Consider the following 23700-nt stretch of genomic DNA (forward strand, 5'->3'; position numbering starts at 1 on the left):
ACTACCCTGACACCGTGATCGACGTACGCCTCGGCCTCGCCGCGCCCGCGCCCATCCCCGACGACCTCATCGACGGCATGTGCGTGCTGCTCGGCGACCTCGACGAGCTCCCCCTCGACCTCCCTGCTCCCGACGCGTTCCACGCCGCCGCGTACGCCGCCCGCGTCGCCCCCGAACGCCTCGACGAGGTCCGCATCCGCGTCCGCGCCCTCGCCGACTTCAACCGCTGCTCCGCCGCCCTCGTCGCTGGCCCACTCGCCACCGAGCCGCCCGGCCTCGTCGTCATGGACGTCGACTCGACCCTCGTCACCGCCGAGGTCATCGAGCTGATCGCCGAGCGCGCCGGCACCCGGGCCGCGGTCGCCGAGATCACCGAGCGCGCGATGCGCGGCGAGCTCGACTTCGCCGCCAGCCTCCGCGAGCGCGTCGCCACGCTCGCCGGCGTCCCCGACACCGTCTTCGACGACGTCCGCGCCGAGCTCGAGCTCGCCCCCGGCGCCCGCGAGCTGATCGCCCACCTCCACGCCCGCGGAACCCACGTCGGCCTGGTCTCCGGCGGCTTCGCCGAGGTCGTACGCCCCCTCGCGGCGACCCTCGACCTCGAGCCCGAGCTGGTCGAGGCCAACCGCCTCGAGGTCGCCGACGGCCGCCTGACGGGGCGTACGACCGGCCCCGTCGTCGACCGCGACGCCAAGGCCCGCCACCTCGCCGCCTATGCCGACCGCGTCGGTGTCCCCCTCAGCCACACCGTCGCCATCGGCGACGGCGCCAACGACCTCGCGATACTGGCCGCCGCCGGCCTCGGCGTCGCCTACTGCGCCAAGCCGATCACCCGCGAGGCCGCCGACGCGGCCATCCTGTTCCCCCGCCTCGACGCCGTGCTCGCGTTCGTCGCCAGCGCCCCATGAGCACCGCGGCCACGGCCCCGCCCCAGCCCCACCCGGCCCCCGCAGAACCCACCCCCACAGGACATCGCGCCCTCTGGGTCGTCACCCTCGTCCTCGCGCTGCTCGCCGGCCTGGCCATGGCCGCCGTCCCGTTCGCCCCCGTCACCCAACACACCGCGACCTACCGCTGGGACTCCCAGAAGGAGGTCGCCCTGCCCCTGAGCCCCCACCGCCCCGAGCGCGTCCGCCTCACCCTCGAGTGCGCGAAGTTCGCGAGCGCCGGCCAGGGTCACCTCCTCACCACCTCGCGCTCCGTCGACCCCGACCTCGCGGCCAAACGCCTCGACCTCACCGTCCGCGGCACCGACCTGGAGGTCCGCAGCAACGGGCACACGATGGTCTGGCGCGACGTCATGCCCTGCACCCGCCTCGACCTCGACCTCGCCGAGGACGCGACTCGCCTCTGGAGCCGCGGCGAGCCCCGCCAGACCTTCCCGGGCGACCACCGCCCGACCGTCGACGGCTTCTCCTACCCCGCCCGCGACCTCGAATCCCGCGACCAGTCCCCGCCCGGCAGCTGGGTCGCCACCCCCACCCACGGCGCCAACCTCGACGGCTTCAGCGCCGTGGTCGTCGCCGACACCCAGTGGGACACGTCGCCGACCCCCCTCAAGCTGGCCCTGATGGGCCTGTCCGGCGCCCTGCTCGCCGCGGCGATCGCCTGCGCGCTGATCGCTGACCCGCGTACGCGCGCCCCCGCCCCCACCCGAGCCCCACGCGCCAGGCCCCGCCCCACCCCCGACGACGCCGTCCTCGCCGCCCTGGTCGCGACCGGCGTCGTGATCGGCGGTGCGAACGACGACGACGGCTTCATCAGCCAGATCATCCGCACGCGCGAGATGAGCGGCTACATCGGCAACTACGCGCGCTGGGCCAATGCCCCCGAGGCCCCGTTCGGCTGGTTCTATGAACTCCTGTCCCGCTGGGGCGCGGTCTCGATGGAGCCCGTCTGGCTCCGCCTCCTCCCCGCCGCGGTCGCCCTCGTCGGCTGGGTCGTCCTGCGCCACGGCCTGTTCCCGCGCCTCGTGCCGCGGCCGAGCCGCGCGTCCCGCGCCGTTCTCGTGACCGCGTACGCCGGGGTCTGGCTGGTGTTCGGGAACTCGCTGCGTCCCGAGGTCTGGTATGCCACCGGGCTCGGCGTCGTCCTCCTCTGCGTCCTCGTCGCACTCGAGCGGCGCGCGGTCTGGCCCCTGCTCGTCGGCGCCCTCGTCGCCGGCCTCAGCGTCGGCACGAACCCCACCGGCGTCGTCGCCCTCGCCACGTTCGTCCTCCTCGCCCGCCCCCTGGCGCGCTGGCTGCGGACGCTGCCGCTGCGCGGTGTCCCCGTCGTCGCGGCCTGCCTCGCCTGCGTGGGCGCCATCGTCCCGATCGCGTTCGCCGACCAGAGTTTCGCCGCCGTCATCTCGGCCGCCCATGCCCGCGCGGCGTTCGGCCCGATCTTCCCGTGGTGGCAGGATTCCCGCCGCTACTGGATGCTGTGGCAGTCCCTCGCCGCCCGCCAGGTCGCGGTGTTCCTGCCCGCGGTCGCGATGGCCGCGCTCGGCTGGTTCTGGTGGCGTACGCGACGCGCCGGCCAGGTCGTTCCCGACGGCGTCCAGCGCACCCTCGCCGGTGTCGTCGCCGCCTGCGCCCCCGCGCTCGCCCTCGCCATGCTGCTCGGCCCCACGAAGCTGCCCCACCACTTCGGCGGGCTCATGCTCGTCGGCCCGCTGGCGATGGCGGCGGCGACCCATCTGCTCAGATCCAACGCTCTCCGAGCGAGCGCCAGCGAGACGAGGAGCGCTCGCTTCCTGGCTCCCCTCCTCCTCGGCGGCTCGCTCATCGCCCTCGGCGCCGCCCTCCACGGCAACAACATCTGGTGGAAGCTCTCCAGCCTCGGCATGGTCGCCGACCGCCGCCCCCTCGCCCTGGGCCCGGTCCCCCTCTGGGCGGTCGTCGTCCTCGCCGGGATCGCCCTGACCATCGCCCTCGCCCTGGCCCGCAGACCGCTGCGCCACGCGGCCACCGCGTACGCCGTGGTCCTCGCGCTCGTCCTCGCCGGCCAGCTCGCCAACTTCGCCCAGGCCGCCGTGCGCCGTGGCCCCGACCGCTACACGCTGGGCTCGGCCGCGCTCGCCGCGATCGCCGGCGACGGCTGCCGCCTCGAGCGCTCGCTCCACGTCGAATCGGGGCCGCCCGCCCAGAGCGTCCTGACCGCCGACGGACCGAACCCCTTCCAGGCCGCCACCCCCGCGGACCTCCCGACCTGGCAGACCGACGGTCCGGCCACCATGACCACCGGCTGGTACGCCCTGCCCACTCGCGTGACCAAGCAGCGCTGGCCCGTCGTCATCCGAGCCACCGGGCTCGACATCGCTCATCGCGTCCGGGTCGAGTTCGACAGGGGGGTCGCCCGCGACCTCCCCGTCCCCCGTCAGACCGAGGTCGTCCGACCCGAGGCCAGCGACATCCCGGTGACCCCGCCCGCCGGCGCCACCCGCCTGCGCCTGGTCGCCACGGCCGACACCGCCGTGGCGTCCGACCCGGCCACCGGCCTGCCGCGCACGTTCCGGGTCGGCCAGCCGCGCGTACCCCGGACCGAGCCCCTGCTCGACCTCGCCCGCAACAGCAGGGTGGCGATCGCCTGGAACCTCGCGTTCTTCGCGCCCTGCCTCCAGACCCCGCGGCAGGCCCACGGCGCGGTGGAACTCCCGCGCCACCTCCTGTCCGACTCCGTCCGCCCCGGCAACATGAGCTACACGGCGCGCGACGGGGGCCCCTTCGCCGCGGCCCGCGGGCTGACGACGGCCGTACGCGTGCCCGTCTATTCGGCCGGCGACAACACCGAGCCGACCATCACGTCGCTCGAGCTCGTCCGCCTCGACCGCGCGCTCGGCGACGACACCATCGAGCCCCCCGAGGTCGGCACCCGCGTACGCCAGGGCTGGTCCCGACTCCCCGCCGTTCCCTGACGCCCCGCCCACGGCGGCGACCCCCGATCCGGCAGGATGGGCCCATGTTCGAACGGATCGAAGAAACGGTCACCCAGCTCGGGCACTGCCAGGGGACCGTCCCGGCGACCCCGAACGGTGACGACTCCGCGAGCGCCGGCCGGTTCAAGGTGTTCGACCACGGAGCCCACATCACCACCTGGTCGCCCGACGCGACGCCCGTGCTGTTCCTCAGCGGTGAGGCGCTCTTCCAGGCCGGAAAGGCGATCCGGGGCGGCATCCCGATCTGCTTCCCCTGGTTCGCCGACGGCCGCGACGGCCACGCGAAACCCGCCCACGGTCCGGCCCGCCTCGCCCGCTGGCGCCTCGACCACGTCGACGAGGTCGACGGCGTCACCAGCCTCGAGTGGCGCCTGGACGAGGCCGACCTCGTCGGCCTCCCCGGGGCCGACGCCGCGCCGCGCCATTTCGAGGCCATCTGCCGGCAGCGCTTCGGCGACCGCCTCGAGGTCGCGTTCAGTGTGCGCAACACCGGCGAGGCGTCGTTCGGGTTCGAGACCGCCCTGCACACCTATTTCCACGTCGGCGACGTGGAGCGCGTCTCGCTCGACGGCCTGGCCGGCAGCGACTTCCTCGACAAGGTCACCGGCGCCACCGACACCCAGCGCGGTGCGGTCACGTTCACCGGCGAGACCGATCGCGTCTATGACTCGACCGCCACCGTGACCATCGTCGACCCGGCGTTGGGTCGGCGGATCGTCGTGGAGAAGGAGAACTCCGCCACCACCGTCGTGTGGAACCCGGGGGCCGAGAAGGCCCGCGGCATCGCCGACCTGGCGGACGCCGAGTGGCGACAGTTCGTCTGCGTCGAGACGGCCAACGCGGGCGAGGCGGCGATCCGCCTCACGCCCGGCGAGTCCCACGTCATGCGCCTGGTCGTGGGCGTCGAAGCACTCTGACCGATGCCGATGCGCCTCAGGCCTCGCCTCCACTGGATGCCGTATGTCCTGATGTGCGCCGTCCACCTCGTCCTCCTCGCCGGCGCCCACCCGTGGGCCCACTGGACGCAGATGCTCCTGATGCCGGCCCTCGTGTGGGCCGCGACCCGCGTACGCCGGCCCCTGCGGGCGTGGGTCCTCGGTGCCCTGTTCTTCGCGTGGGTGGGCGACTCCGCGCCGCGGCTGGTCGAGGAGCCGACCCGCTTCCTGGTCATGGCTGGTGGCTTCCTGCTCGCCCAGCTGTGCTGGGTCTGCGGCCTCGGCAACCGCTGGTCGCTGACGATTCCCGCGCGCCGCCGCGCCACCGGCGTCCTCTATGTCGTCGCGGCCATCGCGATCGCCGGTTTCACTGTCCCGTTCGCCGGGTCGCTGGCCCCCGCCGTGGCCGTGTATGCCTTGGCACTCACCGCCGCGGCCATGCTCGCCACGTCCATGGGCGAACTCGGAACGTGGGGCGGCCTGCTGTCCATGACCGCCGGCGGACTCATCGCGCTCGACTCGTTCTTCCCCCGCTTCGGTTTCGGGGGCCTCGACGTGCTCATCATGTTCACCTATGTGGTCGCCCAGGGCCTGCTCGTCGCCGGAGCCGCGCGCATCAGGGACCCGCGTACGCCTCGCCTCGGCGACACCCGCCACGTCCCGGCCTGAACCCCGGCCGTCCACGCGCGCGACGCGCGGGACCGCAAAGGCGGCCATCCAAGGCGTCGCGGTGTCACCATGGACCGACATCCAGGCTTCCCCGTCCACTGGAGTTCACCATGACCATCCGTCGCGCCCTGGCCACAGCCGCCGTGGCCTGTGCCCTCGCCGGCGCACCCTGTTCCGTCGCCCCGCTCACCGCCGCGTACGCGTCCCCGGGCGCGCCCACCCCGGCGCCCTCCGGTCCCACCGTGACCGTCGCGCCGACCCGGCCCACCTTCCAGCTCGGCGAACCCGTCGAGCTGGCCGGCCGGGTGACCGACGCGACCGGACTACCGATCGCCGACGCCCCGGTCATCGTGACGATCGACCACGACAGCGAGGGTGCCCTGACCGCCACCACGGACGCCTCCGGGGAATGGCGCCTGACAGTGCAGCCCAGGCCGGGCTGGGGTGCGGGACTCGTCGACGTCAACGCCGTGTTCGTGAGCGGCCCCGACGCCCCCAGCGCCCAGCAGCGCGGCACGTTCAGCCTCACCATCCCCGGCGCGCCGGTCGCGCTGCACGTCGACCCTGTCGCAGGGCCGGTGTCGCAGGGCCGGGAGGTCGAACTGTCGGGCCGCCTCGTCCTCGCCGACGGGCGACCGGTCGCGCGGCAGAGCGTCTACGTCGTCGCCGACCCGAGTGGCGACGCGGCCGCGTTCGCGTCCACCGACGAGCAGGGGGCCTGGCGCACGCGGTTCACGGTCCCCGACCTCGCCGGGACGTTCGACGGGGCCTTCCCTGCCTACACCGTGAAGGTGAACTTCGACGGCGACACGGGTGTCGGCTATGACGGCGGGCTTGCCCTCGCACCCGCATCCGCGCCGGTGGGCCTGACCCTGACCGGCCCGCCGATCACCCGGCCGACACCGGCTGTGTCCACCGCGCCCCCGCCGGCGGCAGCCGCCGCGGGCGTGGGCCAGCGTGACGCTCCGCCCATGCCGAGGCCGACCGCCGGGGCCCGTGCGGCCTACGTGCAGATGCCCAGCGCGACCTCGCCCGGCATCCTGCTGTTGGGCGCGGGAGCCGGCCTTACCGTCATGGGTGCGGCGATGCTGTCCCATGCCCGGCGCCTGCGGAGCTGACGAGCTCCACCTCCTGCGCCTTCACGGCCAGCCACGCGTGTCCCCCGGGGCGCAGCTCGAGCTCGGCGGCCGCCGCGGCGGTGATGTCGGCGGCAACACGGCCGAGGTCGGCGTGGGACGTGACCACGCGTACACCCGACCCGTGGGCCTCGAGCGCCGTGACCGTGACGGCAAAGGCGTTTCGCGGGCTGCCCCCGGGATGATCGCCGTGGACGGCGACGGCGGCGGGGCGGAAGAGCGCGACGGCCCGGCCTGTGGTGTCGCCGAGCCCGTGGAGGCTCGTCCCGCCGGCGATGAGTACGCCGTCGCGCGCGGTGCCGGACACGAGGTTGACCCCGGCGAAGCGCGCCCCGAAGGCGCTCGTGGGCCGGGCCAGCACGTCGGTGGCGGGGCCGCGCTCGACGACGCGGCCGGCCTCGACGACCGCCACCTCGTCGGCGAGCGCGAGGGCGTCGAGGAGGTCGTGGGTGACGACGACGGCCGTACGCCCGGCCAGGACCGGTCGGAGCACCTGGCGCAGCGCGGGGGCGACCTCGGCGTCGAGGGCGGCCAGCGGCTCGTCGAGCAACAGCAGGTCGGGCTCGGTGGCCAGCGCCCGGGCGAGGGCGGCGCGCTGGGCCTGGCCGCCCGAGACCTCGCAGGGACGGCGGGACGCGAGCTCGGCGATGCCGACGAGATCGAGCAGCCCGGCGGCGACGGCGCGGGCCTCGGGGACGCGTACGCCGGCCGCGCGCGGCCCGAACGCGACGTTGTCGAGCAGGGTGAGGTGGGGGAAGAGCAGGGGGTCCTGGCCGAGCAGGGCGATGCGGCGGCGGTGGACGGGGACCGCGGTCACGTCGCGGCCGCCCAGGGTGACCACGGACGCGGGGTCGGGCGGCACGGTGCCGACGATGCCGCCGAGGACCGTCGACTTGCCGGCCCCATTGGGGCCGACGATCGCCAGGGTGTGGCCGGCCGGGACGTCGACCTCGACGTCGACGCCGCGGGCTTTGTGGACCAGGTGGGCGCGCAGGTCGGTCACCGCTCGGCCCTCGCCGGACGGTGGGTGGCTGCGACGATGGCCCCGGCGACGACGACGAGCAGCAGCGACAGCGCGATGGCCGCGTCGGGGTCGGCCTCGCGCTGGAGATAGATCTCGAGCGGCAGCGTGCGCGTGACGCCCTGCAGGGAGCCGGCGAACGTCAGCGTCGCGCCGAACTCCCCCAGCGCGCGGGCGAACGCGAGCACCGCGCCCGACGCGAGGCCGGGTGCGACCAGTGGCAGGGTGACGCGGCGCAGGACGGTCGACGGAGTGGCGCCGAGGGTCGCGGCGACGTTCTCGAAGCGGGCGTCGGCGGTGCGCAGCGCCCCCTCGAGGGCCAGCACGAGGAACGGCAACGACACGAACGCCTGGCTCAGGACGACCGCGGTGGTGGAGAAGGCGATGCGAACGCCGATCGCCTCGAATCCCTGCCCCAGCAGGCCCTGGCGGCCGAAGGCGCTGAGCAGGGCGATGCCGCCGACGACGGGCGGGAGCACGAGCGGAAGCAGCACGAGGGTGCGCCAGAACCTCAACCCGGGCAGGTTTCCGCGGGCCAGCAGGAGCGCCAGCGGGACCCCGAGGACGATGCAGATGAGGGTGGAGGCGAGGGCCGTACGCAGGCTCAACCCCAACGCGGCAAGGGATGCGGGGCTCGCGAGGAGGGACGGGAGGCGCGGCCAGTCGACCTGGCCGAGGAGGGCGACGAGGGGCAGCACGACGAGGAGGGCACCGGCGATCGCCGGAAGGAGGATCCACCGGGGCGGGCTGATGGTGGTGGGTCGCCTCATGGTTGGCCGAACCCGGCGCGGGCGAACGTCTGGCGACCCTTCGGCCCGGCGACGAACGCGGCGAAGGCCTTGCTGCGCGCGGAATCATGCGATGCGGCGAGCGGGGCGATCGGATAGCGGTTGACGACGCCGGCGGCCTCGGGGAACCGCACGGCCTCGGCCTTCCCCTGCGACCGCGCGACGTCGGTCGCATAGACCAGGCCCGCGTCGGCCTGGCCGGAGGTGACCTTGCCGAGGACGTCGGACACGGAATTCTCTTCCGACACAGGCTTCGTGGCGACCCCAGCGGCCAACTCGGCCTTCGCGGCCGCCGCTCCGCAGGGAACCTGGGGCGCGCAGCGGACGAGGGCGAGGCCGGGGCGGGCGAGGTCGGCGTACGCGCGGACACCGCGCGGATTCCCCGGCTGCACAGCGATCACGAGCGTGTTGGTGGCGACGACAACAGGTTCGTCGGTGACGAGCTTCGCGGTGCGCGCCCTGCCCATGGTGGACTCGTCGGCGGTGGCGAGCACGTCGCCGGGGGCGCCGTTGGTGAGCTGGGTCAGCAGGTCGGCGGATCCGCCGAAGGACAGTTCGACGGACGTGCCGGTCTCCCGGCTGTAGAGCTCGGCGAGCTCGGTGAACACCTGCTGGAGCGAGGCCGCGGCGTACACGCGAAGGGAGGTGGCGGGAGCCGGCGTACAGGCGGAGGCGAGCAGCGCGACCACGCAGGCGAGCAGGAGGACGGGGGTGCGCATGGATCGGAGTCTAGGTGGCGTACGCGTGGCTCACCGCCGATCCGCGACCCTGGCCGCCAGCACCTCCGCGATCGCCGCCATGCCCTCGCCGGTGATGTGGAACGAGGCGGGCAACGCGCTCGGCGGCCACAGGCGCAGCGGCATGATCCAGGAGTCGGCGGTGCCGAACTCGTGGCCGGCCAGCGCGGAGGCGGGGACGAGGTCCGCGCCGGTCGCCTCGGCCGCGTCCGCGTATGACGCCGAAAGCGCGTCCGCGACCGCGAGGAGGTGCGTCACCGCGGCCGGTGAGAGGTCCGCGACCGCGCGGCGCGGCGTGGGCGGCAGGAACGGCGGGTAGTCCACGAGCACGACCCGCGCTCGGGGGGCGCGTACGCGCACGGCCCGCACGATCCGGGCCAGCCCATCGGCGGGAACCGAGGGGTCCGGCGCGGGACGGCGCGCGAGCAGGCGGTCCTGGACGCGCTCCGCCACGGTCCGAGGAAGCAGCCGACCGAGCATCGCCCACTGCATCGCGGTCCCGATGTAGCCGAGGTCGTTGCCCCCGGCCGTCACGGTGACGAGGTCGACGTCGCGGGGCAGCCCCTCGATCTGCGGGCGGAACACAGTGCGGGCCAGGCGTTGCGGCTCGTCGAGGATCGTCGCGGTCGTGGCCCCCGAGACCGTGAGGTCGGTGAGCTCGGCGCCCAGGATCTCCGCGAGCACGTGCGGGTAGTTGCGCGCGGACCGCATCGCCGCGCGGTCGGCCATCGGCTCGATGCCGGGGCCGGCCGCGTACGAGCTGCCGAGGGAGGCCATGCGGCGAATGGGTTCGGTCATGGCCCCATCATCGCGGCACCGCGTGGCGACGCGGGCCCGGCGTACGCTCGGTGTCGTGGACCGCATGAACTTTCACACCCGCAAATGGGTGAAGCCCGAGGATCTGAACGCGAACGGCACCCTGTTCGGCGGCTCGCTGCTGCGCTGGATCGACGAGGAGGCGGCGATCTACGCCATCATCCAACTGGGCAACGAGCGCTGCGTCACGAAGTTCATGTCCGAGATCAACTTCGTGTCCTCCGCCTGGCAGGGCGACCTGATCGAGATGGGCCTGCAGCCGGTGAAGTTCGGGCGCACCTCGCTGACCTTGCGCTGCGAGGTGCGCAACATCTTCACGCGGGCGTCGATCCTGACGATCGACACGATCGTGTTCGTGAGCCTGGACGAGAACGGGGCGCCGATGGAGCACGGCTACACCGACATCACGTTCGACCGGGACCGGGTGCCGCGGCGGTTCGGACCGATCCCGCCCCCGTGATCGGGCTGTCTTGGGGATTCTGGCGAGCCGCCTAGATTCGCAAAGATTCGACCAGACCGTTCTCCGAGCGAGCGCCAGCGAGACGAGGAGCTGCCCGTCCGACACGCTCGCCCTCTATCCCGATGTCTGCCGATCCCGCTAGACGGTCCCATAGAGTGCCATCGTGGATCCGATCAACAACCCGTACGCCCCCGGCGCCGGCCAGCGCCCGCCCGAGCTCGCCGGCCGAGACGAGCAGCTCCGCGCCTTCGACGTCGTGCTGGAGCGCGTCGCCAAGGGCCGCCCCGAGCGCTCCATCGTGCTCACCGGACTGCGCGGCGTCGGCAAGACCGTCCTGCTGAACACGCTCCGCTCCGCCGCCGTGCGCGCGGGATGGGGCTCCGGCAAGTTCGAGGCGCGCCCCGACCAGGGCCTCCGCCGCCCCGTCAGCGCCGCGCTGCACACGGCGATCCGCGAACTCGGCCACCCCTCGGCCGACGACGTCGCCCACGTCCTCGGCGTCGTGAAGTCCTTCGCCCTCAAGGATTCGCCGTCGAACGCCAAGCTGAAGGACCGCTGGCAGCCCGGCATCGAGGTCCCCCTCACCCCCGGCCGCGCCGACTCCGGCGACATCGAGATCGACCTCGTGGAACTGCTGTCCGACGCGGGCGGCCTGGCCCAGGACGTCGGCCGCGGCATCGCGATCTTCATCGACGAGATGCAGGACCTCGCGGCGCCCGACGTGTCGGCGCTGTGCGCCGCCTGCCACGAGCTGTCCCAGAACGGCCTGCCCGTCATCGTCGTCGGCGCCGGACTCCCCCACGTCCCGGCCGTGCTGTCGGCGTCGAAGTCCTATTCCGAGCGGCTGTTCCGCTATCAGCGCATCGACCGTCTCGGCGTCGAGGCCGCCAACCGCGCCCTCCAGGCGCCGGCGCGCGACGAAGGGGCCGAGTTCAACGACGAGGCGCTCCAGGCGCTGTACGCGGCCACCGGCGGCTATCCGTACTTCATCCAGGCGTACGGCAAGGCCACGTGGGACGCCGCTCCCGAATCGCCGATCACGGCCCACGACGTCGAGATCGGCTCGCCCGAGGCCGAGGAGGAACTGGCCGTCGGCTTCTTCGGCTCCCGGTTCGAGCGGGCGACGCCGGGAGAGCGCGAATATCTCCACGCGATCGCCGAGGTCGCGTACGCCCAGGCCGGCGACGACGGCCACCCCGCCGAGTCGGTGACGACCGCCGACGTGGCGACCGCACTGGATCGCAAACCCCAGTCACTGTCGCCGGCGCGCGACGCGCTGCTGAAGAAGGGGCTGATCTATTCGGGCGAGCGCGGGCGGATCGCGTTCACGGTGCCACACTTCGGGAAATACCTCCGCGCCAACGCATGATGTGGTGACTTTGTCCCTCATCGCGAGATTCTGAGGTCTTTTCTCAGGAACCCTGCAGATGCGTGTTCGGCTGGGACCACTCGTCCCATCCCCAGCCGAGGAGTTTCGATGATCCGCACCACCCGTCCGGCCGCCGTAGTCGCCGCCCTGGCGCTGTCGCTGACCGGCCTCACCCTGACCAGCGCGCCCGCCGAGGCCGCGACCACACCGACGTTCGCGTCCAGGAACGGCATCACCGTGCACTCGGTGAAGCCCATCACCTCCCGCACCCTCGAGCTCGACCTCTCGACCGACGCCGTCGATCCGAGCACGACCCATGCGCGCGCCATCCGCGTACGCGTCACCCTGCCCAAGACGTACGCCGGCTCCGGCGCGAAGCGCTATCCCACCCTGTTCCTGTTCCACGGGCAGGACGGCTCCTACAGCGACTGGACCAAGGAGGACGGCACCGGCGGCGACCTCGAGACCATCGTCGGCGGCCGGGACCTGATCGTCGTCACCCCCGAGGGCGGCCGCGCCGGCTGGTACACCGACTGGGTCAACCAGTCCAGCGGCCGCCAGAACTGGGAGCGATTCCACACCGAGCAGCTGGTCCCGTTCATCGACGCGAACCTGCGTACCAGGGCCGATCGCGACCACCGCGGTGTCGCGGGACTGTCGATGGGCGGATTCGGGGCGGCCCACTACGCGACGCGCCACCCGCAGCTATTCTCCTACCTGGGCACGTTCTCCGGCGGCATCGACCTCGAGAACCAGGCCATCCGCACGGCGGTCATCGGGTCGACGCTGCTCCAGCGCCTCTCGCCCGGCGACGGTGCCTTCGGACCGGTGGTGTGGCCGAACGACGGCAACTGGATCGCCCGCAATCCCGTCCGCAATGCCGTGCGTGCGAAGGGAATGACGGTCTCGATCTATGCCGGATCGCACCCCCACCCGATCGAGGCCAACGCGGGCTGGTCGTCGTACACGTTCTCGAACGCGCTGACCGCGGCGGGCGTCCCGAACCGCTGGGACATGTATGGGCAGCCGGGCCAGGTCGGCAAGTACTTCTGCGACGGCGGCCACAACTTCGGATGCTGGAACATGGCGCTGAACAAGGAGATGCCGAGGTTGATGGACGCGCTGGGCTGAGCTGGCGGGTCTTTCGCTTGGTCAGTGCGGTTGGGGCGGGGGTCGGACTCCGCGAGCTTCGTCTCGCGGCTGGGACCGTACACATTGCACCGCTCCGCGGCGCGATCGGCCTCGCGGTGACCGGCCATGGACGTTCTCCGAGCGAGCGCCAGCGAGTCGAGGAGCCAAGACTGACCCGCCGACTCCTCCACGCTCTCCGAGCGAACGAAGCGAGACGAGGAGCCCGGCCCTCCCGCGTTTGAGTCCCGAAAAGTCGTTTGAGACTGTTCGAACCGACTCGAACAACCTTTCGGGACTCAAACGGGCGAGTCGGAATCGCGTAAGGGAGCGGTGCACCCTTCTCTGGGACAACCAGGGTTCGCCAACGACCTGCGAGGCCGTCATTCGGGGCCGTCATTCGCCTGACGGCCGCGTACGCGTGTGGCAGCCCGCATGCAGGCCGTCATCGGTACGCGGGGCCGCCATGTCGATGACGGCCTGGAATGACGGCCTGTGGGGCTCCTCGTCTCGCTGGCGCTCGCTCGGAGAACGTTCCTCCAGCGGGCAGAAAGTTCGCCCCGTCTGGTCTCGCAGCGCTCGCACGAAGAACGTCCTGACCAGCCATGCCTGGACTCGCGCGCCCGGCGTCTGGAGGACCGATGAGCGGCGCGGCCCCCTACGCAGACGAGAGCCATCCCACCGAGTCGGGCCGCGTCGCGAAGAGCGTCCGAAGACGCCGGATTGTGCGGGCGAGGCCGATCGCGCCGCGGAGCGGCGCAATGTACACAGTCCCAGCCGCGAGAAGCTCGCGGAGCCCACACCACCCCAACCGCGCACTACCGCCCCGTCAGAGCGCGCACTGAGCTTCCGTCGATGCGTGACCCGGCGGTTCCAGCTGGAACGTCGAGTGAACCACTGACACCGGGAAGTGTGTCGCCACACACGCCTGGAGCTCCGCCAGCATCTCGCCCGAATGCCCGTCTTCGAAGCATTCCTGCTCCAGCACCACGTGCGCCGACAGCACCGGCGTGCTCGTGTCGATCCGCGACGCGTGCAGGTCGTGCACGTCGACCACGTGCGGCTGTGCGAGCAGGTGGGCGCGTACGGCGTCAAGGTCCAGGCCCGTCGGCGTCGTCTCCAGCAGCACGCTGCTGGCCTCCTTCAGGATCACCAGCGCCCGCGGGATGATCAGCAGCGCGATCACCATGCCGGCCACCGCGTCGGCGCGCGTCCATCCCGTGAACCGCACCACCAGCGCGGCCGCGATCACCGCGACCGAGCCGAGGGCGTCATTGACGACCTCGAGGAACGCCGCGCGCAGGTTCAACGACGCGTCGCGGCCGGACGCCAGCACGCCCATGGCGATGAGGTTTCCGACCAGCCCGATCACGCCGAACACCAGCAGTCCGGTGCCGCTCACCTCGGCCGGCTCGTGAAGCCGGCGCACGCCCTCGACCAGCGCGTACGCCCCCACGGCCAGCAGGATGGTCGCCTGTGCCCCGGCCGACAGCACCTCGGCGCGCCGGAAACCCCACGTACGCCGGGAATCCGCAGGTCGGAGCGTCAGCTGGGCCGCCGTCAGGGCGAGCAGAAGCCCGGCCGCGTCGGTGACCATGTGGCCCGCGTCGACCAGCAGCGCGAGGCTCCCCGTCCACCACGCGCCGGCCACCTCGGCGACGAGGATCGCCAGGGTGATGGCGAATGCGAGGGCCAGACGCGTACGCGAGGCTCCGGCGCCGTGGTCGTGGGCGTGACCCACACCGTGCCCGTGGCCCCCGTGACCGGCTGCCATCACTCCACCTTCGCTGTTCCACACCACTTCGCAGCGATCGCCGCAATCACTGTCCTGTTGCGGTTCGTCGCCACCCCGAGCAGCTTCTCCACCGTCGCGTTCGACACCGCGGCGGAGCGATAGTCGTCGTCGACCAGCAGGTGCACCGCACGATCGCGCACGACCACGCGGCAGCCCGCGACCGACTTCCCCTCCAACGCGGAGGCGGCCGCCGCCGTCGGCGCGTCCCGGACCAGCGACACGTAGTGCTTGCCCGCGTGGCCCGCGGCCACGTCATCGAGAGAGTCGGCGATCGCCGCGACCTCGTCGGGCGCCATCAGCACGACCGGCACCTCGAAGCCGCGGTCGGCGGCGTACGCCTGCTCCAGCGCGTCCGCGATCCGTTGCGGAGAACGCATCGTCGTCGAGAACCGCACGTTGCCGGTGTTGATGTGCGTCGCGACGTCGGTGAAGCCGGCCGCTTCGGTCGCCGCCACGACCTGGGCCGGGGAGAACTTGCGCTTCGCCCCGAGGTTGATGGCGCGGAGGAACGCGATCCAGGTGGCCATGGCGTCAGGAATCCCTGCCCAAGTGAGGATCGACGTCCCCGACGAACAGGTCCAGCGACGTCGCGTGGTCGACGGGGTCGAGCACGACCGCGACGGAGCAACGGGGCCGATCGAGTTCGAGCTCGACCTCGCTGTCGGCGTCGCCGATCACCAGGCTCCGTGAGGGAAGGTCCAGCATCCCTGTCCACGTGGGGTTTGCGGGCATGGGCTCGTCGACGTGCACACGCATCGCCACCTGGGCGGGCGGCACGACGTCGTCCGGCCCAAGCGCCTGCGGCACCTCCACGTCCGACGCGTGGCGGACTCGGACGAGGAGCCCGTGTCCGGCCGGCGTCACCGGCCCGTCGACCAGATCGCCCGGAACATCGGTCGCCTCCGGGTCGCTGATGGCGACGACGCCCCACCCGAACGAGCGCGAGAACCCGAACGAGCGCGGCGATTCCAACACGGGAAGGAGGTCCAACAACAGCGGCGCCAGGTCGTCCGGCAGCGGTGCCGACCGGTCGAGCCAGCGGACCTCATCGATCTCGCCGGCCCGCGCGACCGACGTCGGGGCCGCATGGGAGAACACCTCGGCCTCGACCCGATGGTCGGACTCGTTGGCCGCATCGCTCGTGTAGCGGCCGAGGTGCCGCAGCGCCGCCGGGTCGAGCACAGCACCGACCTCCTCGCGGCACTCGCGCGCCGCACACTCGGCTGCCGACTCCCCCGCCTCGGGCTTGCCGCCCGGCAGCATGAAGCGGTGGGTGCCGCGCTTGCGGACGGTGAGGATGCGCCCGTCGTCATCGACAAGGACCACGGCGCTGACACGGATGAGGCTCATGGCCTCAGGCTACCCGCGTGGCGTCGGGTCCCGGCGGGTCAGTGACCCGTCTTCGCCAGGCCTCCCGAGCCCTCCTTCGCGCCCAGGTCCGCGTCCTGGTCACCGACAGGTGCCGAGACCGGCACCGCGACGACGTCCTTGCGCTTCGGGATCTCCAGGACGTTGGGATCCTTCGGCTGCGTCGGCGTCACGGGTGCCGACTCGGGCAGCGCCGTGCGCGACGGTGTCGCGGTGCGGGACGGCGTGGCGGTCGCCGACGGGCTCGCGCTCGCGGTGGTGCGCGGGGCGAAGGTGACCGACGGCGTACGCGTGGGCGTCGCGGTCGCGGAAGGCGTCACCGTGCGCGAGGGGGTCACCGTCGCAGTCGGCGTCGCCGTGCGCGAGGGCGTCGCCGTGCGAGAAGGCGTTGCCGTGCGCGACGGCGTTGCCGAGGGCGTCACGGTCGGGGTCGCCGTGCGGGAGGGCGTCACGGTCGGCGTCGCCGAGGCAGTCGTCGGGGCGGCAGTCGTCGGGGCAGCCGTCGTGGGGAGTGCGGTCGCGGTCGTCGGCGCTGCGCTGGTCGGCCTCCCCGTGGTCGGAGCAGCGGTCGTCGGCTTCGCGCTCGGCGACGTCGTCGTGCCCTCGTCGTACGCGTACAGGTTGTAATCGCGCATGATCCCGATCACCATCGACGAGTACGTCGGGTCGGTGGCATAGCCCGCTCTGTGCACCTCGCGCAGGAACTGGTTCGCGTCGCCCTGATAGCGGAAGGCGGCCGCGTACCTGCTGTTGATGCGCAGGAACTCGCCGTGGTCGAGGAACGAGTCGATCGGCTTCGCGTAGGTCCGGAACCCGTCGGTGATGTAGGTCGGCTGGCCGTCGAAGACCTCACGCGTACGCATGCTCACGCACCCGACCGCATAGCTCCCGGACTTCGAGCACTTGATGCCGAAGTAGGCGTTGTGGTCGGTCGTCAGCGACGACCTGCCCCAGCCCGACTCGAGGATCGACTGGGCGATCGACACCGACGCGGGGACGCCGTACTTCGTGTGGGCGGCCTGCGCCATGGGGGCGACGGACCGGATGTACGCGCGCTGGCTCGACGTGTCGACGCCGTTGGCGGCGTACGCGTTGGTGTCGAGCTGCACCTGGCTCAGGGGAAGGGCGATGCCGAAGGCACCGACCACGAGGGCGGCGGCGGTCGCAAGGACCGCCGAACGGGGGAACTGCTGGGGCGGCCTCATGGGGACCTCCTCTCGCCGCGAACACGCCTCGTCGTGCGCATGCGGCTCGGGGAAGGTCGAGGCGGTTCATGCATGCGCTGAGGCTGAACCTAGGAACGGGGGGCGCCACGGGCCAGCGATTCAGCCAATTCTTCGCGAAAGCGCGTCAAGGCTCGATCGAGGGTTGAGAGTCGGGTCGCGTGTCCCACACCTCGATCCGGGGGTGGCGACCCGTCACCGTGTGCGAGACGATCACTCATCGGTCGAACCACCGGCCGCACAGTCGAGGAGCTGCCCGTGGCGGAACACCGCCTGGCCGACCAGCAGGCTGCTTACCGGTGGGTCGTGCTCGCCGTCACCTTCGCCGTGAACGCCACGATCCAGCTGATCTGGGTGTCGTACGCCTCGGTCACCCTGGACGCCCAGCGCTTCTTCGGCGTCGGCACGACCGCGATCGGCGCGTTCTCGATGATCTTCATGGCGGCATTCCTGCCGCTGTCGCTGCCCGCGTCGTGGCTCATCGACCGGGTCGGCGTACGCCGGGCCGTCGGCGCCGCGGCCGCCGCCACCGCCGCCGGAGCGCTGCTCCGCGGCCTGGCCGGGGACGCGTACGCGGCCGCCCTCCTCGCCACCCTCCCTCCAGCCATCGCCCAACCGGTCATCATGAACGCGTGGACCGCGACCGTGCACCCGTGGTTCGCGCCGCGCCACCGGACGACAGCCGTCAGCGTGGTCACGCTGGCGGGACTGATCGGCACGGTCGTGCTCGTCGCGACGCCGATGCTGCTGGAAACGATGACTCTGGGCGCGATCCAGCTCGTCCACGGAGCCGCCGCCCTCGCCTCCGCCGCCGCTTTCCTGGCGCTGATGCGTGACCGACCCTCGGGCGGGCCGGCGTACGCGGACGACGCGGAGATGCACGCCGCGCGTCTCGGCACGGCCTTCCGCGAGACTCTCGCGTTGACCGGCCGTCGTCCGATGCCGATGCTGCTGGTCATGACGTTCGTGGCCTATGGCACGTTCAACGGGGTGACCACCTGGGTCGAACCGATCGTGGCCACCGCCGGCCTCGACGCGGCGGGGGCCGGCCTGTTCGGGGCACTGATGCTGCTGGGGGGTCTGGTGGGCGCCGTGGTCGTGTCCGCGATCTGCGACCGCACCGGGCGACGCGAGCCGGCCCTCGTGACCTGCATGGCCCTGTCGGCCCTCGCGCTGGTGGTGGTCTCGGTGGCGCGGACTCCGGTCGTGGAGCTCGTCGGCGGGGTGGTGCTGGGGTTCTTCCTCATCAGTTGCCTGCCGGTCGCCGTCGAATATCGACCGAGATCGCCCACCCCACGTCACCGGCGATGGCCAACGGCCTGGTGCAGCTGTGCGGACAGGCGTCGGTCGTGCTCGTGCTCGCCAGCGGTGCGATCGGCGAGTCGCTCGGGACGTTCCGCCCCGTGCTGTACGCGGGAGCGGCGTACCTCGCGCTCTGCGCGGTGGCCGGGTCCCTGCTTCGTCGGGGCCGGCAGGCGGCGGCCCGGTGAGTGTCGAGCGGCCGGCCGACTGGACCGGGATCGAACGGTACCAGCTGCCCGAGTTCGTCCGCGGCATCGTCGGCGACGCTCCGAAGGCGGTGTGGCACAACGGGATCGGCGGCGTCACGTACGCCCTCCCCGGCGCCTTCTGCAAGATCGGCCCGCCCCACCCCGAGTGGGATCCGATCGGGGAGGGCGCGCGCATGGCCTGGGTGGCCCGCCGGCTGTCGGCGCCTGAGGTGCTGTCGGCCGGCGTGCGGGACGGCGTGGGCTGGCTCCACACCGCCGCGCTGCCGGGCCGGTCGGCCATCGAGCTGCCTGCCGAGGTGGCCGTTCCGGCGCTGGGTCGGGCGCTGCGAGCTTTCCACGACGCGCTCCGGATCGCGGACTGCCCGTGGACCAGGGCTGCCGAGGACCGGCTGGCCGCTGTGTCGGGGGGCCACGACCTGGGTACGCCGCCTCCCGTCGACCGGCTCGTCGTCTGCCACGGTGATCCGTGCAACCCGAACTTCCTGCTCGACGACCGCGGCGCCTGCACGGGCTATGTGGACCTCGCGCGCGTCGGCGTCGCCGACCGCTGGGCCGACCTGGCACAGGCGGTGCTGAGCCTGGGGTGGAACTTCGGCCCCGGCCACGAGGGGGCGTTCCTGGAGGCGTACGGGGTGGGGCGGGACGCGCGCCTCGGGTGGTACCAGCGACTCTGGCAGGCGGAATAGCGGCCTGCGAACGCAGAAGCGGCCGGGACGGGTGTCCGTTCCGGCCGCTCCGCGATGGGCGTCAGCTGCGGCGGCGTCCCAGGAGCAGCGAGGCCGCTCCGGCCAGGAGTCCACCGAGCGCCAGTGCCGGGGTCAGGCTGTCGTCCACACCGGTGTCAGCCAGACCGCCACCCGGAGCGGGCTGGGTCGGCGCAGGCCCGGTCGGAACCACCGTCGGGGTCGGCGTCGGCGTCGGCTTCGGCGTGACTCTCACCGACGCCTCGTCGTCGTTGTCCGTCGGCGACGCCGAGGTGTTCGTCGACGTCGTCGGGGGCGTACCCAGCGGGTTGGTCTCCGGCGAGTCGTTCGGTGCCGGCTTCACGTACGCGACGTTCTTCGCCGTTCCCGTGAAGCCGTCGGCCAGCTTCGCCGTCACCGAGATCGGCCCGGCTGTCGCCTTCGGCGCCAGCGCGGATCCGTTGGTGCAGGTCAGCGCCGCCACGTCACAGGTGTAGCCCGGACCGGACATCGCGGTGATGGTCAGGCCCGGCGGCGGGACCTCGACGACCGACAAGCCCGCGGCGGCCTGCGTGTCACCCGAGTTCGACGGCGTCAGCGTCCACGTGACCGTCGACCCCGCGGTCGTCGTCGCCGGCGACGTGAGCGCCTTGTTCAACACCAGGTTCATCGGCAGGTTGCCGTTTCCGTCGCCGCCGCCCTCGAAATAGCGCACGGCGTCGCTGCGTTCCCGAGGTCGGCACCGTCCGCCGTGGTGTTGGCGGTGTTGGAATACACCTGACCATCCGGGGCGGACGCGTCGACCCGCGTGATGAGGTGGACGACGTTGTAGCTCCCCCTGGCGAGCTTCGGCGCTGTGAGCGTGAAGGAGGCCAGCTTGCCGTCCTGGAGGTTCTGCACCACGGCGTAGGTGCTCGGGTCGGCGTCCTGATAGTCGGGCCAGGTGCCGAGGTCGTTCAGCCTGGTGGTCGTCTTCAATCGCGGCGCCTGCACGAGCGTCATCGGCGGCGAGAAGGTGTCGGTGACGACGAGGTTGAGGTAGTCGGTCTCCAGACCGTTCCTGCCGGCGGGAATGTAGACATACCACTCCACCGTGCCGTCGGGATTGATCACGCCGTTCTTGTAGTAGGTGACCTGCGAGAACGGTTCAGCCGGGCGCGGCGACCACGTGTACGGATCGGCCTCGTCGGTGTCGGAGAACCGCACCGTGACCGGCGCCCCCTGCTTCACATCCGTTTGCCGCGCCAACGCACGCAGGCTGCCCCGGAGGTTGCCGGGGTTGGTTTCGACATAGTCGGTGGAGGTGCAGGTGATGACACCGGACCCCGAGGTCCCGCCGGCATTGGCGACGCAGTTGGCGATGGTCCTGCTGGGTGTGTCCGTCGAATCGATGGTGAACGGTGCGGTGAACGGCTCCAGGTGAGCATCCCAGGCCAGCGCGAACGTGTCTCCCGACGGTGCCACGCCCGGTGATTGGGAGACCGCGCGCATCAACGCCGACTGAGCGGCCCACGCCGCCCAGGTCCCGGTCACGTGGACGAACGTGAGTCAAGCAGCATTGGTCAGACATTGAAACCCGATTGGGACGGGTGATCCAGATATCGCCCGCGCGGGTGACGTCATCACTTCGAGAAACGCAGAAAAGGCCCCGTCGGGCCTTCTCGACGGAGCCGTTTCCCCTAGCCAGAGCGAATGACGGGAATCGAACCCGCGTATTCAGCTTGGGAAGCTGATGTTCTACCATTGAACTACATTCGCACGACCCGTACGCCGGGTCGGTGACCCAGTGTAGCCGAACCGCCACGGGTCAGCCACAGCACAGGCCACGGGACAGCGTACGCCACCCCGAGACCACAATCACAGCGGATACCCTCTCGGCGACATGCGCCAGTGACTAGCGTGGACACCGAATCCTGCTGGCCCGTCGAGGGAGACCGCCCATGTCCAACCGCATCAAGCATCCCGCCTTCCAGTCCAAGGTGATGTCGGCCCACGACGCCGCCGCCCTGATCCGGCCGGGCATGAACGTCGGCATGAGCGGGTTCACCGGTGCCGGCTATCCGAAGGAGGTGCCGGTCGCGCTCGCCCAGCACATCCGGGAAGCGACGGCACGCGGCGAGTCGTTCCGGGTCGGCGTCTGGACCGGGGCATCGACCGCGCCCGAGCTCGACGGCGCACTGGCGGAGGCCGACGGCATCGAACTCCGACTTCCTTACCAGTCCGATCCCGTGACGCGGGCGAAGATCAACGCCGGCCAGATGGAATACATCGACCAACACCTGAGCCACGTCGCCCAGCAGGTGTGGGAGGGGTTCCTCGGCAAGCTCGACACCGCCCTCATCGAGGTCGCCGGCATCACGGAGGACGGCGAACTGATCCCCTCGTCCTCGGTCGGCAACAACAAGACGTGGATCGACTGCGCCGAGCAGGTCATCCTCGAGGTCAACGAGTGGCAGTCCGAGGACCTCTTCGGCATGCACGACATCTACTACGGCACCGCCCTGCCCCCCAACCGCAGGCCCGTGCAGATCACCAAGACCTCCGACCGCATCGGCCAGCCGACCTATCGCGTCGACCCCGCGAAGGTCGTCGCCGTCGTCGAGACCAACGACCCCGACCGCAACTCGCCCTTCAAGCCCATCGACGAGGACTCGAAGATGATCGCGGGCCACCTGCTGGACTTCCTCCAGCACGAGGTCACCATCGGCCGCCTGCCGAAGAACCTGCTGCCGCTGCAGTCCGGCGTCGGCAACATCGCCAACGCCGTGCTCGCAGGGCTCGCCGAGGGGCCGTTCGAGAACCTCACGTCCTACACCGAGGTGATCCAGGACGGCATGGTCCACCTCATCGACTCCGGCAAGCTCACCGTGGCCTCGGCGACGGCGTTCTCGCTGTCGCCCACGGCGGCCGAGCGCATGAACACCATGGCGGCCCACTATCGCGACAAGATCATCCTGCGCACGCAGGAGATCTCCAACCACCCCGAGGTCATCCGCCGCCTGGGCGTCATCTCGTGCAACGGGCTGATCGAGGCCGACATCTACGGTCACGTGAACTCGACCCACGTCATGGGCTCGAAGATCCAGAACGGCATCGGCGGCTCGGGCGACTTCACGCGCAACGCGTACATCTCGACCTTCGTGTCACCCTCGACCGCCAAGGGCGGCGCCATCTCGGCAATCGTGCCCATGGTTTCCCACGTCGACCACACCGAACACGACGTGCAGGTCATCATCACGGAGCAGGGCCTCGCCGACCTGCGGGGACTGGCACCCCGCAAGCGCGCCAAGGTCATCATCGAGAAGTGCGCCCACCCTGACTATCGCGACGCCCTGCTCGACTACACCGAGCGCGCGGCGAAGCTCGCCAACGGCCTCCAGACCCCCCACGACCTCGCGACCGCCCTGTCGTGGCACCAGAATTTCCTCACGAACGGAACCATGAAGGCCTGACCACCGGGACGAGCGACCGTGTCAGAATCACACCGCCCGCCACGCTGGGTCGCTCGTCCAAACGCGAGGTAAGGGCGTAATCTTCTCGGGTGACCAAACGAGGCCCCCGCTCGGGTGAAGACACACGCGGCCTGATTCTGACCGCCGCCCGCCAGCGCTTTGCTGAGGACGGCTATTCCGCCGTATCGCTGCGGGCCATCGCCCGCGACGCCGGCGTCGACCCCGCCCTGGTGCATCACTATTTTGCGGGAAAGGAGGATCTCTTCAATGCGGCAGTCAATGCGGCGGCCGCGCCGGGCGATCCCGTCAAGGTCGTTGACGCACTCTTGGCGACCCCCCGCGAACACATCGGGCGCGCCGCCCTGCGCTCGTATCTCACCGCGTGGGAGGACCCTGCGGGCGTCGAGCGCTATCTCGCGATCGTCCGCGCCTCCACGTCGACCGACGGGGCCGAAGCCGCATCGCAGTACCTCGGCGGCACGATCTTGGCCGACCTCACCGAGCGCCTGGGCGCCGACCAACCCGAGCGTCGCGCCGCGACGGCAGCGACGATCCTGATGGGCGTCGGTTTCATGCGCCACGTCGTACGCCGCCCCGGCATCGTCGACGCGACCCTCGACGAGCTCCTCGACATGTTCGGGCCGGCCGTCGACGACGCGCTCGTGGGCGCCCTCCCCGCTGCCTGACCCC

Annotated in this window: 23 protein-coding genes and 1 tRNA gene; 12 read left to right on the forward strand and 12 right to left on the reverse strand. The window is 71.8% G+C overall.

Translation table 11 applies throughout. From position 1 onward, the window contains the following. Nucleotides 1-14 precede the first annotated feature (14 nt). The 5 genes from serB to ACYVAG_RS13115 all read left to right on the forward strand — a co-directional run bounded on the left by serB (nucleotide 15) and on the right by ACYVAG_RS13115 (nucleotide 6641). The gene (serB, locus tag ACYVAG_RS13095; RefSeq protein ID WP_460770324.1) at nucleotides 15-908 is read left to right on the forward strand and encodes a phosphoserine phosphatase SerB; all 894 of its coding nucleotides are present in this window, start codon (nucleotides 15-17) and stop codon (nucleotides 906-908) included. Beyond that, nucleotides 905-3898, forward strand: coding sequence for an arabinosyltransferase domain-containing protein (locus ACYVAG_RS13100; RefSeq protein WP_460770326.1), 2994 nt, complete (start codon nucleotides 905-907; stop codon nucleotides 3896-3898). Before serB ends, ACYVAG_RS13100 begins: the two co-directional genes overlap by 4 nt. A gap of 44 nt (nucleotides 3899-3942) precedes the next feature. Then, a complete protein-coding gene (locus ACYVAG_RS13105) occupies nucleotides 3943-4836 on the forward strand; it encodes a D-hexose-6-phosphate mutarotase (RefSeq protein ID WP_460770328.1) in 894 nt (297 codons plus the stop codon). A 36-nt stretch (nucleotides 4837-4872) separates the two neighbouring features. After that, nucleotides 4873-5523: a lysoplasmalogenase family protein gene (locus ACYVAG_RS13110; protein ID WP_460770329.1), complete on the forward strand. Its 651-nt coding sequence runs from the start codon at nucleotides 4873-4875 to the stop codon at nucleotides 5521-5523. Between the two features lie 110 nt (nucleotides 5524-5633). Next, a complete protein-coding gene (locus ACYVAG_RS13115) occupies nucleotides 5634-6641 on the forward strand; it encodes a carboxypeptidase-like regulatory domain-containing protein (RefSeq protein WP_460770330.1) in 1008 nt (335 codons plus the stop codon). Here the strand turns inward: ACYVAG_RS13115 and ACYVAG_RS13120 are convergent. The 4 genes from ACYVAG_RS13120 to ACYVAG_RS13135 are packed head-to-tail and all read right to left on the reverse strand — an operon-like array spanning nucleotide 6595 to nucleotide 10003. Continuing rightward, nucleotides 6595-7662 carry an ATP-binding cassette domain-containing protein gene (locus tag ACYVAG_RS13120; protein WP_460770332.1) on the reverse strand — a complete coding sequence of 356 codons (1068 nt, stop codon included), beginning with the start codon at nucleotides 7660-7662 and terminating at the stop codon, nucleotides 6595-6597. The genes ACYVAG_RS13115 and ACYVAG_RS13120 overlap by 47 nt on opposite strands. After that, nucleotides 7659-8450 (reverse strand): ABC transporter permease, encoded by a 792-nt coding sequence (locus ACYVAG_RS13125; RefSeq protein ID WP_460770333.1) that lies wholly within the window; start codon nucleotides 8448-8450, stop codon nucleotides 7659-7661. The genes ACYVAG_RS13120 and ACYVAG_RS13125 overlap by 4 nt, the downstream gene beginning before the upstream one ends. Continuing rightward, nucleotides 8447-9187, reverse strand: coding sequence for a molybdate ABC transporter substrate-binding protein (gene modA / locus ACYVAG_RS13130; protein WP_460770335.1), 741 nt, complete (start codon nucleotides 9185-9187; stop codon nucleotides 8447-8449). Before modA ends, ACYVAG_RS13125 begins: the two co-directional genes overlap by 4 nt. Nucleotides 9188-9217: 30 nt before the next feature. Then, nucleotides 9218-10003 carry an SGNH/GDSL hydrolase family protein gene (locus tag ACYVAG_RS13135; RefSeq protein WP_460770337.1) on the reverse strand — a complete coding sequence of 262 codons (786 nt, stop codon included), beginning with the start codon at nucleotides 10001-10003 and terminating at the stop codon, nucleotides 9218-9220. Here ACYVAG_RS13135 and ACYVAG_RS13140 point away from each other — a divergent pair. The 3 genes from ACYVAG_RS13140 to ACYVAG_RS13150 all read left to right on the forward strand — a co-directional run bounded on the left by ACYVAG_RS13140 (nucleotide 10002) and on the right by ACYVAG_RS13150 (nucleotide 12981). Further along, a complete protein-coding gene (locus ACYVAG_RS13140; RefSeq protein ID WP_460770338.1) occupies nucleotides 10002-10481 on the forward strand; it encodes an acyl-CoA thioesterase in 480 nt (159 codons plus the stop codon). The two genes, ACYVAG_RS13135 and ACYVAG_RS13140, sit on opposite strands and share 2 nt — an antisense overlap. Nucleotides 10482-10644: 163 nt before the next feature. Then, a complete protein-coding gene (locus tag ACYVAG_RS13145) occupies nucleotides 10645-11850 on the forward strand; it encodes an ATP-binding protein (protein ID WP_460770340.1) in 1206 nt (401 codons plus the stop codon). A gap of 108 nt (nucleotides 11851-11958) precedes the next feature. Continuing rightward, entirely contained in the window at nucleotides 11959-12981 is a 1023-nt protein-coding gene (locus ACYVAG_RS13150) for an alpha/beta hydrolase (protein ID WP_460770341.1), read from the forward strand. 393 nt (nucleotides 12982-13374) lie between these two features. Here ACYVAG_RS13150 and ACYVAG_RS13155 read toward each other — a convergent pair whose 3' ends face one another. The 5 genes from ACYVAG_RS13155 to ACYVAG_RS13175 form a co-directional block, all read right to left on the reverse strand. Then, nucleotides 13375-13563, reverse strand: a complete 189-nt coding sequence (locus tag ACYVAG_RS13155; RefSeq protein ID WP_460770343.1) for a hypothetical protein — start codon at nucleotides 13561-13563, stop codon at nucleotides 13375-13377. A gap of 244 nt (nucleotides 13564-13807) precedes the next feature. Then, nucleotides 13808-14752 (reverse strand): cation diffusion facilitator family transporter, encoded by a 945-nt coding sequence (locus ACYVAG_RS13160; protein ID WP_460770344.1) that lies wholly within the window; start codon nucleotides 14750-14752, stop codon nucleotides 13808-13810. Continuing rightward, the gene (locus ACYVAG_RS13165) at nucleotides 14752-15300 is read right to left on the reverse strand and encodes a DUF1697 domain-containing protein (RefSeq protein ID WP_460770346.1); all 549 of its coding nucleotides are present in this window, start codon (nucleotides 15298-15300) and stop codon (nucleotides 14752-14754) included. The genes ACYVAG_RS13160 and ACYVAG_RS13165 overlap by 1 nt, the downstream gene beginning before the upstream one ends. A 4-nt stretch (nucleotides 15301-15304) precedes the next feature. After that, complete coding sequence (locus ACYVAG_RS13170; protein WP_460770347.1) at nucleotides 15305-16123, reverse strand: NUDIX hydrolase; 819 nt, start codon at nucleotides 16121-16123, stop codon at nucleotides 15305-15307. A 38-nt stretch (nucleotides 16124-16161) separates the two neighbouring features. Continuing rightward, nucleotides 16162-17346: a glucosaminidase domain-containing protein gene (locus ACYVAG_RS13175; RefSeq protein WP_460770349.1), complete on the reverse strand. Its 1185-nt coding sequence runs from the start codon at nucleotides 17344-17346 to the stop codon at nucleotides 16162-16164. A 276-nt stretch (nucleotides 17347-17622) separates the two neighbouring features. Between ACYVAG_RS13175 and ACYVAG_RS13180 the strand changes: the two genes are divergently transcribed. Then, complete coding sequence (locus ACYVAG_RS13180; protein WP_460770351.1) at nucleotides 17623-19083, forward strand: MFS transporter; 1461 nt, start codon at nucleotides 17623-17625, stop codon at nucleotides 19081-19083. Further along, nucleotides 19049-19561, forward strand: coding sequence for a phosphotransferase (locus ACYVAG_RS13185; RefSeq protein ID WP_460770352.1), 513 nt, complete (start codon nucleotides 19049-19051; stop codon nucleotides 19559-19561). The genes ACYVAG_RS13180 and ACYVAG_RS13185 overlap by 35 nt, the downstream gene beginning before the upstream one ends. Before the next feature lie 61 nt (nucleotides 19562-19622). Here ACYVAG_RS13185 and ACYVAG_RS13190 read toward each other — a convergent pair whose 3' ends face one another. The 3 genes from ACYVAG_RS13190 to ACYVAG_RS13200 form a co-directional block, all read right to left on the reverse strand. Continuing rightward, complete coding sequence (locus tag ACYVAG_RS13190) at nucleotides 19623-20273, reverse strand: LPXTG cell wall anchor domain-containing protein (protein WP_460770353.1); 651 nt, start codon at nucleotides 20271-20273, stop codon at nucleotides 19623-19625. Beyond that, nucleotides 20225-21091, reverse strand: coding sequence for a hypothetical protein (locus ACYVAG_RS13195; RefSeq protein WP_460770355.1), 867 nt, complete (start codon nucleotides 21089-21091; stop codon nucleotides 20225-20227). Before ACYVAG_RS13195 ends, ACYVAG_RS13190 begins: the two co-directional genes overlap by 49 nt. 154 nt (nucleotides 21092-21245) lie before the next feature. Continuing rightward, a tRNA-Gly gene (locus tag ACYVAG_RS13200) sits at nucleotides 21246-21316 on the reverse strand. A gap of 182 nt (nucleotides 21317-21498) precedes the next feature. On the opposite strand from ACYVAG_RS13200, the gene ACYVAG_RS13205 reads away from it, so the two are divergent. After that, complete coding sequence (locus ACYVAG_RS13205; protein WP_460770357.1) at nucleotides 21499-23010, forward strand: acetyl-CoA hydrolase/transferase family protein; 1512 nt, start codon at nucleotides 21499-21501, stop codon at nucleotides 23008-23010. Between the two features lie 89 nt (nucleotides 23011-23099). After that, on the forward strand, nucleotides 23100-23696 hold the full coding sequence (locus tag ACYVAG_RS13210; RefSeq protein ID WP_460770358.1) for a TetR/AcrR family transcriptional regulator: 597 nt from the start codon (nucleotides 23100-23102) through the stop codon (nucleotides 23694-23696). Nucleotides 23697-23700 lie beyond the last annotated feature (4 nt).

Source organism: Mariniluteicoccus flavus, from assembly GCF_054776655.1.

What these genes read in the sequence shown, in the direction of transcription:
- ACYVAG_RS13100 (WP_460770326.1), top strand. Translation starts at nt 905, where the DNA reads ATGAGCACCGCGGCCACGGCCCCGCCCCAGCCCCACCCGGCCCCCGCA.
- ACYVAG_RS13105 (WP_460770328.1), top strand. Translation starts at nt 3,943, where the DNA reads ATGTTCGAACGGATCGAAGAAACGGTCACCCAGCTCGGGCACTGCCAG.
- ACYVAG_RS13110 (WP_460770329.1), top strand. Translation starts at nt 4,873, where the DNA reads ATGCCGTATGTCCTGATGTGCGCCGTCCACCTCGTCCTCCTCGCCGGC.
- ACYVAG_RS13115 (WP_460770330.1), top strand. Translation starts at nt 5,634, where the DNA reads ATGACCATCCGTCGCGCCCTGGCCACAGCCGCCGTGGCCTGTGCCCTC.
- ACYVAG_RS13125 (WP_460770333.1), bottom strand. Translation starts at nt 8,450, where the DNA reads ATGAGGCGACCCACCACCATCAGCCCGCCCCGGTGGATCCTCCTTCCG.
- modA (WP_460770335.1), bottom strand. Translation starts at nt 9,187, where the DNA reads ATGCGCACCCCCGTCCTCCTGCTCGCCTGCGTGGTCGCGCTGCTCGCC.
- ACYVAG_RS13140 (WP_460770338.1), top strand. Translation starts at nt 10,002, where the DNA reads ATGGCCCCATCATCGCGGCACCGCGTGGCGACGCGGGCCCGGCGTACG.
- ACYVAG_RS13135 (WP_460770337.1), bottom strand. Translation starts at nt 10,003, where the DNA reads ATGACCGAACCCATTCGCCGCATGGCCTCCCTCGGCAGCTCGTACGCG.
- ACYVAG_RS13150 (WP_460770341.1), top strand. Translation starts at nt 11,959, where the DNA reads ATGATCCGCACCACCCGTCCGGCCGCCGTAGTCGCCGCCCTGGCGCTG.
- ACYVAG_RS13160 (WP_460770344.1), bottom strand. Translation starts at nt 14,752, where the DNA reads ATGGCAGCCGGTCACGGGGGCCACGGGCACGGTGTGGGTCACGCCCAC.
- ACYVAG_RS13165 (WP_460770346.1), bottom strand. Translation starts at nt 15,300, where the DNA reads ATGGCCACCTGGATCGCGTTCCTCCGCGCCATCAACCTCGGGGCGAAG.
- ACYVAG_RS13170 (WP_460770347.1), bottom strand. Translation starts at nt 16,123, where the DNA reads ATGAGCCTCATCCGTGTCAGCGCCGTGGTCCTTGTCGATGACGACGGG.
- ACYVAG_RS13175 (WP_460770349.1), bottom strand. Translation starts at nt 17,346, where the DNA reads ATGAGGCCGCCCCAGCAGTTCCCCCGTTCGGCGGTCCTTGCGACCGCC.
- ACYVAG_RS13185 (WP_460770352.1), top strand. Translation starts at nt 19,049, where the DNA reads ATGGCCTGGGTGGCCCGCCGGCTGTCGGCGCCTGAGGTGCTGTCGGCC.
- ACYVAG_RS13205 (WP_460770357.1), top strand. Translation starts at nt 21,499, where the DNA reads ATGTCCAACCGCATCAAGCATCCCGCCTTCCAGTCCAAGGTGATGTCG.